This window comes from Streptomyces sp. NPDC028314 (assembly GCF_055565795.1).
The window spans coordinates 28416-41769 of record NZ_JBVHTP010000021.1; the positions used below are offsets into that span (position 1 = coordinate 28416).

Annotated in this window: 12 protein-coding genes; all 12 read right to left on the reverse strand. The window is 69.3% G+C overall.

The features are described 5' to 3' along the window. Position 1: 1 nt before the first annotated feature. The 12 genes from nuoL to ACZ4TG_RS34805 are packed head-to-tail and all read right to left on the reverse strand — an operon-like array spanning position 2 to position 12617. A complete protein-coding gene (gene nuoL / locus ACZ4TG_RS34750) occupies positions 2 to 1921 on the reverse strand; it encodes an NADH-quinone oxidoreductase subunit L (RefSeq protein WP_468171175.1) in 1920 nt (639 codons plus the stop codon). 12 nt (positions 1922 to 1933) lie between these two features. After that, entirely contained in the window at positions 1934 to 2233 is a 300-nt protein-coding gene (gene nuoK, locus ACZ4TG_RS34755; protein ID WP_030864698.1) for an NADH-quinone oxidoreductase subunit NuoK, read from the reverse strand. Next, positions 2230 to 3045 carry an NADH-quinone oxidoreductase subunit J gene (locus ACZ4TG_RS34760; RefSeq protein ID WP_468171178.1) on the reverse strand — a complete coding sequence of 272 codons (816 nt, stop codon included), beginning with the start codon at positions 3043 to 3045 and terminating at the stop codon, positions 2230 to 2232. Before ACZ4TG_RS34760 ends, nuoK begins: the two co-directional genes overlap by 4 nt. Further along, on the reverse strand, positions 3042 to 3650 hold the full coding sequence (gene nuoI / locus ACZ4TG_RS34765) for an NADH-quinone oxidoreductase subunit NuoI (protein WP_468171181.1): 609 nt from the start codon (positions 3648 to 3650) through the stop codon (positions 3042 to 3044). Before nuoI ends, ACZ4TG_RS34760 begins: the two co-directional genes overlap by 4 nt. Before the next feature lie 3 nt (positions 3651 to 3653). Further along, on the reverse strand, positions 3654 to 5012 hold the full coding sequence (gene nuoH, locus ACZ4TG_RS34770; RefSeq protein WP_468171184.1) for an NADH-quinone oxidoreductase subunit NuoH: 1359 nt from the start codon (positions 5010 to 5012) through the stop codon (positions 3654 to 3656). Beyond that, complete coding sequence (locus ACZ4TG_RS34775; RefSeq protein ID WP_468171187.1) at positions 5009 to 7516, reverse strand: NADH-quinone oxidoreductase subunit G; 2508 nt, start codon at positions 7514 to 7516, stop codon at positions 5009 to 5011. Before ACZ4TG_RS34775 ends, nuoH begins: the two co-directional genes overlap by 4 nt. After that, entirely contained in the window at positions 7513 to 8889 is a 1377-nt protein-coding gene (gene nuoF, locus ACZ4TG_RS34780; protein WP_468171190.1) for an NADH-quinone oxidoreductase subunit NuoF, read from the reverse strand. The genes ACZ4TG_RS34775 and nuoF overlap by 4 nt, the downstream gene beginning before the upstream one ends. After that, positions 8889 to 9629, reverse strand: coding sequence for an NADH-quinone oxidoreductase subunit NuoE (gene nuoE / locus ACZ4TG_RS34785; RefSeq protein ID WP_468171193.1), 741 nt, complete (start codon positions 9627 to 9629; stop codon positions 8889 to 8891). The genes nuoF and nuoE overlap by 1 nt, the downstream gene beginning before the upstream one ends. Next, on the reverse strand, positions 9626 to 10951 hold the full coding sequence (locus ACZ4TG_RS34790; protein WP_468171196.1) for an NADH-quinone oxidoreductase subunit D: 1326 nt from the start codon (positions 10949 to 10951) through the stop codon (positions 9626 to 9628). The genes nuoE and ACZ4TG_RS34790 overlap by 4 nt, the downstream gene beginning before the upstream one ends. Further along, positions 10951 to 11691 (reverse strand): NADH-quinone oxidoreductase subunit C, encoded by a 741-nt coding sequence (locus ACZ4TG_RS34795; RefSeq protein WP_468171199.1) that lies wholly within the window; start codon positions 11689 to 11691, stop codon positions 10951 to 10953. The genes ACZ4TG_RS34790 and ACZ4TG_RS34795 overlap by 1 nt, the downstream gene beginning before the upstream one ends. Further along, positions 11688 to 12242, reverse strand: coding sequence for a NuoB/complex I 20 kDa subunit family protein (locus ACZ4TG_RS34800; protein WP_007265818.1), 555 nt, complete (start codon positions 12240 to 12242; stop codon positions 11688 to 11690). Before ACZ4TG_RS34800 ends, ACZ4TG_RS34795 begins: the two co-directional genes overlap by 4 nt. A gap of 15 nt (positions 12243 to 12257) precedes the next feature. Next, positions 12258 to 12617 (reverse strand): NADH-quinone oxidoreductase subunit A, encoded by a 360-nt coding sequence (locus tag ACZ4TG_RS34805; protein WP_190182942.1) that lies wholly within the window; start codon positions 12615 to 12617, stop codon positions 12258 to 12260. Between the last annotated feature and the right edge of the window lie 737 nt (positions 12618 to 13354).

Below are 13354 nucleotides of genomic sequence, written 5' to 3' on the forward strand. Positions count from 1 at the left end.
CTCACACCGCCCTCATCAGCAGGGTCGCGGCGATCAGGATCGCCGTGCCCCCGAACATCGAGACCGCGTAGCTGCGGGCGTAGCCGTTCTGCAGCTTGCGCAGCCGGCCCGACAGGCCGCCGACCGAGGCGGCCGTACCGTTGACCACCCCGTCGACCAGGCTGTGGTCCACGTACACGAGGGAGCGGGTCAGGTGCTCCCCGCCGCGCACCAGCACGACGTGGTTGAAGTCGTCCTGGAGCAGGTCCCGTCGGGCCGCCCGGGTGAGGAGCGAGCCGCGCGGGGCGACCACCGGGACGGGCCTGCGGCCGTACATCGACCAGGCGATGCCGACGCCGACGACCAGGACAACCATGGTGGAGGCGGTCACCGCCATGGCGCTGACCGGCGGGTGGCCGTGCTCGTAACCGGTGACGGGCTCCAGCCACTTCAGGAAGCGCTCGCCGATCTCGAAGAAGCCGCCGGCGAAGACCGACCCGAAGGCCAGGATGATCATCGGGATGGTCATGGACTTCGGGGACTCGTGCGGGTGCGGCATCTGGCCCTCGCCCGCGGCGGAGCCGCCATCGGACACCGTGGGCTGCCAGCGCTTCTCGCCGAAGAAGGTGAGGAGCATGACGCGGGTCATGTAGAAGGCGGTGATGCCGGCGCCCAGCAGGGCGACCCCGCCGAGGATCCAGCCCTGGGTGCCGCCCTTGGCGAAGGCCGCCTCGATGATCATGTCCTTGGAGAAGAAGCCGGACAGGCCGGGGAAGCCGATGATCGCGAGGTAGCCGAGGCCGAAGGTCACGAAGGTGACCGGCATGTACTTCCTCAAGGCCCCGTACTTGCGCATGTCGACCTCGTCGTTCATGCCGTGCATGACCGAACCGGCCCCGAGGAAGAGGCCCGCCTTGAAGAAGCCGTGCGTGACCAGGTGCATGATCGCGAAGACGTAGCCGATCGGGCCGAGGCCGGCGGCGAGGATCATGTAGCCGATCTGCGACATCGTCGACCCGGCGAGGGCCTTCTTGATGTCGTCCTTCGCGCAACCGACGATCGCACCGAAGAGGAGCGTGACCGCGCCCACGATGGTGACCACCAGCTGGGCGTCCGGCGCCCCGTTGAAGATGGCGCCCGAGCGGACGATCAGGTACACGCCGGCCGTCACCATCGTCGCCGCGTGGATCAGGGCCGAGACCGGGGTCGGGCCCTCCATCGCGTCGCCGAGCCAGGACTGGAGCGGTACCTGGGCGGACTTGCCGCAGGCGGCCAGCAGCAGCATCAGGCCGATGGCCGTCAGCGTGCCCTCGGAGGTCTCACCGACGGCGCCGAGCACCGGCCCGAAGGCGAAGGTGCCGAACGTGGTGAACATCAGCATGATCGCGATCGAGAGGCCGATGTCGCCGACGCGGTTGACCAGGAAGGCCTTCTTCGCGGCGGTGGCCGCGCTGGGCTTGTGCTGCCAGAAGCCGATCAGGAGGTAGGAGGCGAGGCCCACGCCCTCCCAGCCGAAGTACAGCAGCAGGTAGTTGTCGGCGATGACGAGCAGCAGCATCGCCGCGACGAACAGGTTGAGGTAGCCGAAGAAGCGGCGGCGGCGCTCGTCGTGCTCCATGTACCCGATCGAGTACACGTGGATGAGCGTGCCCACCCCGGAGATCAGCAGGACGAACGTCATCGACAGCTGGTCCAGCTGGAAGGCCATGTCCGCCTGGAAGCCCTCGACGGGGATCCAGGTGAACAGGCGCTGGTGCAGGGCGCGGTCCTCGGCGCCGCGGCCCAGCATGTCGACGAAGAGGGCTACGCCGATGCCGAAGGAGGCGGCGGCGAGCAGGGTGCCGAGCCAGTGGCCGGCCTTGTCGAGGCGCCGGCCGCCGCACAGCAGCACCACCGCTCCGAGCAGGGGCGCCGCTACCAGCAGCGCAATCAGATTCTCCACTGTGAACGCCCCTTACAGCTTCATCAGGCTGGCGTCGTCGACCGAGGCCGAGTGGCGGGTACGGAACAGCGACACGATGATCGCGAGGCCCACCACGACCTCCGCGGCGGCGACGACCATCGTGAAGAAGGCGATGATCTGGCCGTCGAGGTTGCCGTGCATCCGGGAAAAGGCGACGAAGGCGAGGTTGCAGGCGTTGAGCATCAGCTCCACGCACATGAACAGCACGATCGCGTTCTTGCGGATCAGTACGCCGGCCGCGCCGATGGTGAACAGCAGGGCGGCCAGGTACAGGTAGTTGACCGGATTCACTTGGAGGCCTCCTCACGGCCGAGGCGCTCCGAGGACGCCTGCTCCAGTGCCTTGAGGTCGTCGAGCGCCTCGCTGGAGACGTCCCGGATCTGGCCGCGGGCGCGCAGGGTCTTGTTGACGGTCAGCTCGGACGGGGTGCCGTCCGGCAGCAGGCCGGCGACGTCCACCGCGTTGTGGCGGGCGTAGACACCGGGGGCCGGCAGCGGCGGGAGCTGGACGCCCTCGCGTACGCGCCGCTCGGCGAGCTCGCGCTGGGTCGCGGCCCGCTCGGTGCGCTCGCGGTGCGTGAGCACCATCGCGCCGACGGCCGCGGTGATCAGCAGGGCGCCGGTGATCTCGAAGGCGAAGATGTACCGGGTGAAGATCAGCTCGGCCAGGCCTTCGACGTGCCCGGCGGAGTTGACCCGGCCGAGCCCGTTGAAGTGGGTGAGCCCCGCGTTGGCGATGCCGGCGATCAGCAGGATGCCGAAGCCGAGCCCGCACAGGGCGGCGAGCCAGCGCTGGCCCTTGATGGTCTCGGTGAGCGAGTCCGCGGCGGTGACGCCGACGAGCATGACCACGAAGAGGAACAGCATCATGATGGCGCCGGTGTAGACGACGACCTGGACGATGCCCAGGAAGTACGCCCCGTTGGCGAGGTAGAAGACCGCCAGGATGATCATCGTCCCGGCCAGGCACAGCGCACTGTGCACGGCCTTCTTCATCAGGATCGTGCACAGCGCGCCGATCACGGCGACGGTGCCCAGGACCCAGAACTGCACGGCCTCACCGGTCGAGGTGACCGAACCGGCCGCGGCGGCGATGGCGTTCACGCCTCCACCCCCTCGTGCGCGTCGCTCTCCTCGGCCACTTCGCCCTTGGAGACCGCGACCTGCCGGACCGTGCCGGGAGCCGCCCCGGTCACCAGGCCCCGGTAGTAGTCCTGCTCGTCCGTGCCGGGGAAGATCGAGTGCGGGGACTCGACCATGCCCTCGGTCAGGCCCGCCAGCAGCTGCTCCTTGGTGTAGATCAGCGATTCGCGGCTGGAGTCGGCCAGTTCGAACTCGTTCGTCATCGTCAGCGCGCGGGTGGGGCACGCCTCGATGCAGAGCCCGCACAGGATGCAGCGGGCGTAGTTGATCTGGTAGACGCGGCCGTACCGCTCGCCCGGGGAGTAGCGCTCCTCCTCGGTGTTGTCCGCACCCTCCACGTAGATCGCGTCGGCGGGACAGGCCCAGGCGCACAGCTCGCACCCGATGCACTTCTCCAGACCGTCGGGGTGGCGGTTGAGCTGGTGCCGGCCGTGGAAGCGCGGAGCGGTGGTCTTCTGCTGCTCCGGGTACTGCTCGGTGAGGCGCTTCTTGAACATGGCCTTGAAGGTCACGCCGAAGCCGGCCACCGGGTTCTGCCACTTCTCGTTCTGATCGGCGTCAGACATCTCTCAAGCCTCCTCTCGGTCACTGTCAGTATTCGTCCCGCCACTGACAATCAGCTCCCGCTCGCCGCGGGGGCGCCTGCGCGGTACGGGTGCCAGGTGCTGGCCGGGCTTGGGCGGTACGGGGAAACCGCCCGCGAGCGGATCGAAGGGCTCGGCCGCGGCCGCCTTGCCGGCCGCCTCCGCCGCCGACTTCTCCTTCTTGTCGCGGAACAGGTCCGCCACGAAGGACAGGAGCAGGACCGCGATGACCCCGCCGCCGACGTACAGCACGATCTGCTGGAAGTCGTAGTTCTCGTTCCGCAGTGCCCGGACGGTGGCGACCAGCATCAGCCAGACCACCGAGACCGGGATGAGGACCTTCCAGCCGAGCTTCATCAGCTGGTCGTAGCGCACGCGCGGCAGCGTGCCGCGCAGCCAGATAAAGAAGAACAGCAGCAGCTGGACCTTGATGACGAACCAGAGCATCGGCCACCAGCCGTGGTTCGCGCCCTCCCAGTACGTGGAGATCGGCGCCGGCGCCCGCCAGCCGCCCAGGAAGAGGGTGACCGAGACCGCCGAGACGGTGACCATGTTGACGTACTCGGCCAGCATGAACAGCGCGAACTTGATGGACGAGTACTCGGTGTTGAAGCCGCCGACCAGGTCGCCCTCGGACTCCGGCATGTCGAAGGGGGCGCGGTTCGTCTCGCCGACCATCGTGATGACGTAGATGATGAAGGAGACCGGGAGCAGGATGATGTACCAGCGGTCCGCCTGCGCCTCCACGATCGCCGAGGTCGACATGGACCCGGAGTAGAGGAAGACCGAGGCGAAGGCCGCGCCCATCGCGATCTCGTACGAGATCATCTGCGCACAGGAGCGCAGGCCGCCGAGCAGCGGGTACGTGGAGCCCGAGGACCAGCCCGCGAGGACGATGCCGTAGATGCCGACCGAGGCCACCGCGAGGATGTACAGCATCGCGATGGGCAGGTCGGTCAGCTGCATCGTGGTGCGCTGGCCGAAGATCGAGACCTCGTTGCCCGAGGGGCCGAAGGGGATCACCGCGATGGCCATGAAGGCCGGGATCGCCGCGATGATCGGGGCCAGGACGTAGACGACCTTGTCGGCCCGCTTGACGATGATGTCTTCCTTGAGCATCAGCTTCACGCCGTCGGCGAGCGACTGGAGCATGCCCCAGGGGCCGTGCCGGTTGGGGCCGATGCGCAGCTGCATCCAGGCGACGACCTTGCGCTCCCACACGATGGAGAAGAGCACCGTCACCATCAGGAAGGCGAAGCAGAAGACCGCCTTGATCAGGACGAGCCACCAGACGTCCCTGCCGAAGAGGGACAGGTCCTCGGCCGCGATGTGCAGGGTGCTCACGCTCCCACCTCCGCAGTGGTGTCGCCTGCGCCGGCCGGGGTCGCCGGGCCGATGCGCACGAGGGTGCCCGGGCGGGCGCCGGTGTCGGCGAGGACGCCGGAGCCGGTGGAGTTCATCGGGAGCCAGACCACCCGGTCGGGCATCTCGGTGATCCGCAGCGGCAGTTCCACGGAGCCGGCCGGGCCGGTCACCGCGAGGACGTCGCCGTCCTTGATGCCGGTCTCGGCGGCCGTGGCGGCCGACAGGCGGGCACTGGCCTCGTGCCGGGTGCCGGCCAGGGCCTCGTCGCCGTCCTGCAGGCGGCCCTGGTCGAGCAGGAGCCGGTGGCCCGCGAGGACCGCCTCGCCCGCGCCGGGGCGGGGCAGCGGTGCCGGGTCGGTGGACTGCTCGGTCGCGAGCGCGCCCTCCCACGGTCCGAGCCGCTCCAGCTCCCGTCGTACGGCGTGTACGTCGGGCAGTGCGATCGGCCGGTCGGCCGCGTCGGCCAGCATGTGCAGCACGCGGGCGTCGGCGGGGGCGAGCCGGCGGGTCATCTGGTCGGGCTTCAGCGCGGCCTCGAACGGGCGCACCCTGCCCTCCCAGTTGATGAACGCACCCGCCTTCTCGGCCACCGCGGCGACCGGGAAGACCACGTCCGCGTGGTCGGTGACCTCGCCGGGCCGCAGTTCCAGCGAGACCACGAAGGCCTCCTGGAGGGCGATCCGGGCGCGGACCGGGTCCGGCAGGTCGGTGACCTCCACGCCCGCGACCAGCAGCGCGGACAGCTCGCGCCCGGCGGCGGCCTCGACGATCTGGCCGGTGTCGCGGCCGTAGCGGTGCGGGAGTTCGTCCAGCCCCCAGGCGGTGGCGACCTCGTCGCGGGCCCGCGGGTCGGTGGCCGGGCGGCCGCCCGGCAGCAGGGACGGCAGCGCGCCCGCCTCGACGGCGGCCCGCTCCCCGGCCCGGCGCGGGATCCACACCAGCTTCGCCCCGGTCGCGGCGGCCGCCCGTACGGCGGCGGTCAGCGCGCCGGGAACCGCCGCGAGGCGCTCGCCGACGACGATGACCGCGCCCTTCTCGCGCAGCGCGTCCGCGGCCGCGTGGCCGCCCTGTTCCAGACCGGCGCGGGAGGCCAGGGCGTCCAGCCAGTCGGGCTCGGTGCCGGGGGCGGCGGCCAGCAGCGTGCCGCCCGCCTTCTCCAGTCCGCGGGTGGCGAACGGGGCCAGGGCGAAGGTCCGCTGCTTGTGCTTGCGGTGGGCCTTGCGCAGCCGCAGGAAGACCCCGGGGGCCTCCTCCTCGGACTCGATGCCGGCCAGCAGCACGGCGGGCGCCGCCTCCAGGGAGGCGTTCGTGACGCCCGTGCCGTCGAGGTCCTTCCCGGTGCCGGCCACCGAGGCGGCCAGGAACTCGGCCTCCTCCGCGCTGTGCACCCGGGCCCGGAAGTCGATGTCGTTGGTGTCCAGCACGACCCGGGCGAACTTGGCGTACGCGTAGGCGTCCTCGACGGTGAGCCGCCCGCCCGTGAGCACCCCGGTCCGGCCGCGCGCGGCGGCCAGCCCGTTCGCCGCCGCCTCCAGCGCCTCGGGCCAGCTGGCCGGGGCGAGCACCCCGTCCGTGCCCCGCACCAGCGGGGTGGTGAGCCGGTCGGGGCGCTGCGCGTAGCGGAAGCCGAAACGGCCCTTGTCGCAGATCCACTCCTCGTTGACCTCGGGGTCCTCGGCGGCCATCCGGCGCAGCACCTTGCCGCGGCGGTGGTCGGTCCGGGTCGCGCAGCCGCCCGCGCAGTGCTCGCACACGCTCGGGGAGGAGACGAGGTCGAAGGGGCGGGAGCGGAACCGGTAGGCGGCCGAGGTGAGCGCGCCGACCGGGCAGATCTGGATGGTGTTGCCGGAGAAGTACGACTCGAACGGGTCGCCCTCGCCGATGCCGACCTGCTGGAGGGCGCCGCGCTCCAGCAGCTCGATCATCGGGTCGCCGGCCACCTGGTTGGAGAAGCGGGTGCAGCGCGCGCACAGCACGCACCGCTCGCGGTCCAGCAGCACCTGCGTAGAGATCGGGACCGGCTTCTCGTACGTGCGCTTCCTGCCCTCGAAACGCGAGTCGCTCTGCCCGTGGGACATCGCCTGGTTCTGCAGCGGGCACTCGCCGCCCTTGTCGCAGACCGGGCAGTCCAGCGGGTGGTTGATGAGCAGCAGCTCCATCACCCCGCGCTGGGACTTCTCGGCGACCGGCGACGTCAGCTGCGTCTTGACGACCATGCCGTCGGTGCAGGTGATGGTGCAGGAGGCCATCGGCTTGCGCTGGCCCTCGACCTCGACGATGCACTGGCGGCAGGCACCGACCGGGTCGAGGAGGGGGTGGTCGCAGAACCGGGGGATCTCGATGCCGATCTGCTCGGCGGCCCGGATGACCAGGGTGCCCTTGGGCACCGACAGTTCGATGCCGTCGATGGTCAGGGAGACGAGGTCCTCGGGCGGTACGGCGGCCTCTCCGCCACCGGTCGGAGCATTAGTGGTGACGGTCATGCGTTCACCTCCGTGTCAGCCCAGAGGGTCGACTTCTTGGGGTCGAAGGGGCAGCCCTTGCCCGTGATGTGCTGCTCGTACTCCTCGCGGAAGTACTTGAGCGAGGAGAAGATCGGGCTGGCGGCGCCGTCGCCGAGGGCGCAGAACGACTTGCCGTTGATGTTGTCGGCGATGTCGTTGAGCTTGTCGAGGTCGGACATCACGCCCTTGCCCGCCTCGATGTCGCGCAGCAGCTGGACCAGCCAGTACGTGCCCTCGCGGCAGGGGGTGCACTTGCCGCAGGACTCGTGGGCGTAGAACTCGGTCCAGCGGGTGACGGCCCGCACCACGCAGGTCGTCTCGTCGAAGCACTGGAGGGCTTTGGTGCCGAGCATGGAGCCGGCCGCGCCGACGCCCTCGTAGTCGAGCGGTACGTCCAGGTGCTCGTCCGTGAACATCGGGGTGGAGGAGCCGCCCGGGGTCCAGAACTTCAGCCGGTGCCCGGGCCGCATCCCGCCGCTCATGTCGAGGAGCTGGCGCAGGGTGATGCCGAGGGGAGCCTCGTACTGGCCGGGGCCCGAGACGTGCCCGGAGAGCGAGTACAGCGTGAAGCCGGGGGACTTCTCGGTCCCCATCGCCTTGAACCAGTCCTTGCCCTTGTTCAGGATCGCGGGAACCGAGGCGATGGACTCGACGTTGTTGACGACAGTGGGGCAGGCGTAGAGCCCCTCGACGGCAGGGAAGGGAGGACGCAGCCGGGGCTGACCGCGCCGGCCTTCGAGGGAGTCGAGCAGTGCCGTCTCCTCGCCGCAGATGTACGCGCCCGCTCCCGCGTGCACCGTGATGTCGAGCTTCAGCCCGCTCCCGAGGATGTCTTCCCCGAGGTAGCCGGCCTCGTACGCCTCGCGCACCGCCTCGTGCAGGCGCCGCAGCACCGGCACGACCTCGCCGCGCAGGTAGATGAAGGCGTGCTCCGACCGGATCGCGTAACAGGCGATGATCATTCCCTCGATGAGGGAGTGCGGGTTGGCGAAGAGGAGGGGGATGTCCTTGCAGGTTCCCGGCTCCGACTCGTCCGCGTTCACGACGAGGTAGTGCGGCTTTCCGTCGCCCTGCGGGATGAACTGCCACTTCATCCCGGTGGGGAAGCCGGCGCCGCCGCGGCCGCGCAGACCCGAGTCCTTCACGTAGGCGATGAGGTCGTCCGGGGTCATCGCGAGCGCCTTGCGCAGGCCCTCGTACCCCTCGTGGCGCCGGTAGGTCTCCAGCGTCCACGACTGCGGTTCGTCCCAGAACGCCGACAGCACGGGTGCCAGCAGCTTCTCGGGGCTGGTGCCTCCCCCGGCGTCCGGCTGGGAGGTGCCCCCGTCGTTGCCCTCGGTGGTCACGGTCATCACTCCCCCTCCTCGGCGGCAGCCTCACCACGCGGGTGCACGACCTTGCCGTGCTGCGGGGACTCCCCTCGGGCGATGCGCAGGCCGATCAGTGAGGCCGGCCCCGCTCCGCCGCTGGCCTCGACCGCGCCCTCCCGCTCGTCCGGGAAGCCGGCCAGGATGCGGGCGGTCTCCTTGTAGGTGCACAGCGGCGCGCCCCGGGTCGGCTCGACCGGGCGGCCGGCCAGCAGGTCGTCGACCAGCTCCTTGGCGGACTCGGGCGTCTGGTTGTCGAAGAACTCCCAGTTGACCATCACCACGGGGGCGAAGTCGCAGGCCGCGTTGCACTCGATGTGCTCCAGCGTGACCTTGCCGTCGGCGGTGGTCTCGTTGTTGCCGACGCCCAGGTGCTGCTTGAGCTCGTCGAAGATGGCGTCTCCGCCCATCACGGCGCACAGCGTGTTCGTGCAGACGCCCACCTGGTAGTCCCCGGAGGGCTTGCGCCGGTACATCGTGTAGAAGGTGGCCACCGCCGTGACCTCGGCGGTGGTCAGGCCCAGGACCTCGGCGCAGAAGCGGATGCCGGTGCGCGAGACGTGGCCCTCCTGCGACTGGCACAGGTGCAGCAGCGGCAGCAGTGCGGAGCGGCTGTCGGGGTAGCGTGCGATGACTTCCCGGGCGTCCGCCTCCAGCCGTGCGCGTACGTCGGCCGGGAAGTCGGGGGCGGGAAGCTGCGGCATCCCCAGTTGGACGTCGGTCATCGGTCGACGCCTCCCATCACGGGGTCGATGGAGGCGACGGCGACGATGACGTCGGCGACCTGGCCGCCCTCGCACATCGCCGCCATGGCCTGCAGGTTGGTGAAGGACGGATCGCGGAAGTGGACCCGGTAGGGGCGGGTGCCGCCGTCGGAGACGACGTGCACGCCGAGTTCGCCCTTGGGTGACTCGACGGCCGCGTAGGCCTGCCCGGCCGGGACCCGGAAGCCCTCCGTCACCAGCTTGAAGTGGTGGATGAGGGCCTCCATGGAGGTGCCCATGATGTTGCGGATGTGGTCGAGCGAGTTGCCGAGGCCGTCCGGGCCCATCGCGAGCTGCGCCGGCCAGGCGATCTTCTTGTCGGCGACCATCACCGGGCCCGGCTCCAGCCGCTCCAGGCACTGCTCGACGATCCGCAGCGACTGGCGCATCTCCTCCAGGCGGATCAGGAACCGCCCGTAGGAGTCGCAGGACTCGGTGGTCGGCACGTCGAACTCGTAGTCCTCGTAGCCGCAGTACGGGTCCGTCTTGCGCAGGTCGTGCGGCAGGCCGGCGGAGCGCAGGATCGGGCCGGTGGCGCCCAGTGCCATGCAGCCGGTGAGGTCGAGGTAGCCGACGTCCTGCATGCGGGCCTTGAAGATGGGGTTGCCGGTGGCGAGCTTGTCGTACTCCGGCAGGTTCTTCTTCAGGGTCTTGACCAGGTCGCGCAGCTGGTCGACGGCGCCCGGGGGCAGGTCCTGGGCGAGTCCGCCGGGGCGGACGAACGCGTGGTTCATGCGCAGGCCCGTGATCAGCTCGAAGACGTCGAGGATCAGCTCGCGGTCGCGGAAGCCGTAGATCATGATCGTGGTCGCGCCCAGCTCCATGCCGCCGGTGGCGATGCACACCAGGTGGGAGGAGAGCCGGTTGAGCTCCATCAGCAGGACGCGGATGACGGTGGCGCGGTCCGGGACCTGGTCGGTGATGCCGAGCAGCTTCTCGACGCCCAGGCAGTACGCCGTCTCGTTGAAGAACGGCGTCAGGTAGTCCATGCGCGTCACGAAGGTGGTGCCCTGCGTCCAGTTCCGGAATTCGAGGTTCTTCTCGATGCCGGTGTGCAGGTATCCGATGCCGCAGCGGGCTTCGGTGACCGTCTCGCCGTCGATCTCCAGGATCAGGCGGAGCACTCCGTGGGTGGACGGGTGCTGCGGACCCATGTTGACGACGATCCGCTCGTCGTCGGCGCGGACCGCGGACTGGACGATCTCGTCCCAGTCGCCGCCGGTGACGGTGTAGACGGTGCCTTCGGTGGTCTCGCGCGCGGAGGCGTGGTGGTTGGTGGACATCAGCTGTACGACCTCCGCTGGTCGGGAGCCGGGATCTGGGCGCCCTTGTACTCGACGGCGATGCCGCCGAGCGGGTAGTCCTTGCGCTGCGGGAAGCCCTGCCAGTCGTCCGGCATCATGATCCGGGTGAGGGCCGGGTGCCCGTCGAAGATCAGGCCGAAGAAGTCGTACGCCTCGCGCTCGTGCCAGTCGTTGGTCGGGTAGACGGCCACGAGCGAGGGGATGTGCGGGTCGGTGTCCGGTACGGACACCTCCAGCCGCAGGATCCGGCCGTGGGTGAGCGAGCGCAGGTGGTAGACGGCGTGCAGCTCGCGGCCCTTGTCCGCCGGGAAGTGCACGCCGCTGACGCCGGTGCAGAGCTCGAAGCGCAGGGCCGGGTCGTCGCGCAGGGTCCCTGCGACGCGTACGAGGTGCTCGCGGGCGATGTGGAAGGTGAGCTCGCCCCGGTCGACCACCGTCTTCTCGATGGCGTTGCCGGGCACCAGGTCCTGCTCCTCCAGGGCGCCTTCGAGTTCGTCGGCCACCTCGTCGAAGTAGGAGCCGTACGGCCGGCTCGTCGCTCCGGGCAGGGCCACGGTGCGGACCAGCCCGCCGTAGCCGCTGGTGTCGCCGCCGCCCGCGGCGCCGAACATGCCCTTGCGGACACCGATCACCTCGGGGCCGGTGCCGCCCCTGGGGGCAGGAACGTTGTTCCCGTTCCCGTTGGCGTTGCCGTTCTGCACGGCCGGGTCGTCGCTCACCGGAGGAGCCCCTTCATCTCGATGGTGGGGAGGGCCTTGAGGGCCGCCTCCTCCGCCTCGCGCGCCGCCTCTTCCCGGTTCACGCCGAGCTTCGAGCCCTGGATCTTCTGGTGGAGCTTGAGGATCGCGTCCATCAGCATCTCGGGGCGGGGCGGGCAGCCGGGCAGGTAGATGTCCACGGGGACGATGTGGTCGACGCCCTGGACGATCGCGTAGTTATTGAACATTCCGCCTGAAGATGCACAAACACCCATAGAGATGACCCACTTGGGAGCGGGCATCTGGTCGTACACCTGCCGCAGCACCGGCGCCATCTTCTGGCTGACCCGGCCGGCCACGATCATCAGGTCGGCCTGGCGCGGAGAGCCGCGGAAGACCTCCATGCCGAAGCGGGCCAGGTCGTACCGGCCCGCTCCGGTGGTCATCATCTCGATGGCGCAGCACGCCAGGCCGAACGTGGCCGGGAAGACGGATGACTTGCGCACCCAGCCCGCGGCCTGTTCGACGGTGGTCAGCAGAAAGCCGCTCGGCAGCTTCTCTTCCAGTCCCATGGAAAATTCAGCCCCTCAGTCCCATTCCAGGCCGCCGCGGCGCCAGACGTAGGCGTAGGCGACGAAGACGGTGAGCACGAAGAGCAGCATCTCGACGAGCCCGAAGATCCCCAGGGAGTCGAAGGTGACGGCCCAGGGGTAGAGGAAGACGATCTCGATGTCGAAGACGATGAAGAGCATCGCCGTCAGGTAGTACTTGATGGGGAAGCGACCGCCGCCGGCCGGCATCGGAGTCGGCTCGATGCCGCACTCGTACGCTTCGAGCTTTGCCCGGTTGTACCGTTTTGGACCGATCAGCGTGGCCATGACCACGGAGAAGATCGCAAACCCTGCGCCGAGGGCGCCGAGCACGAGGATGGGCGCGTACGCATTCACGCTCCTCGCTCCTTCCAGTCGTCCTTGACCGTTGGACCGCTGTGCCGGCGCCGTGCGCCCCGCCCCCGCGAAGATCGCGCGCTTTGATCGAGCGCTTGCATGTGAGGCAGTTCACAAGCCGGACTGGTGCGCATCTTATGCCTGCCGGTCTGTGATCTGCGACACGGGTAACAACACCGAGTTTGTGATCTCCACCACCTGACGAACGATCATGAAGTCCGATGAGTGGTGATCTTCATACGCAAGGCATCCACATGATCACCAAAGGTGACATCCAACCCCTCCGTCGCAGGTGGAAGAGGGGTCCGCACTATCAAGAGTGCCCCTTGCAGGCAAATTGGCAGAACGGGTCGTGGCGATGGTATGGGGATCCGCGTCGCCCGGTCGGGGGGTCCGCAGGTACTCAGGTGGACGCCGGACCGGCAGAGATGGCCGGGAGTGAATGGCCGAAAGAAGGGCATGCGGATGTGTGCATCCGTTCACGAACGCCGCGGGAAGCTCACAGCCGGATCACGGACCGGCCACAGCGCCCGCACAGCGGTAGGTCACTGTGACCTGCGCCACACGGAATCCCTGCCACCGAAAGCGGGCTTGGCCATCTGTCGAGCGGGATGGTAGGCAGTGGATCAATACGGACTTATTGCTGAAACCCCATGATCACAGCCTTGTGAAGGCGTGTCCGTTTCGCCCGTTACGGCGTCAATAAGAGGTGCGGCGCGCCCGGTTAGCGGCCTTCG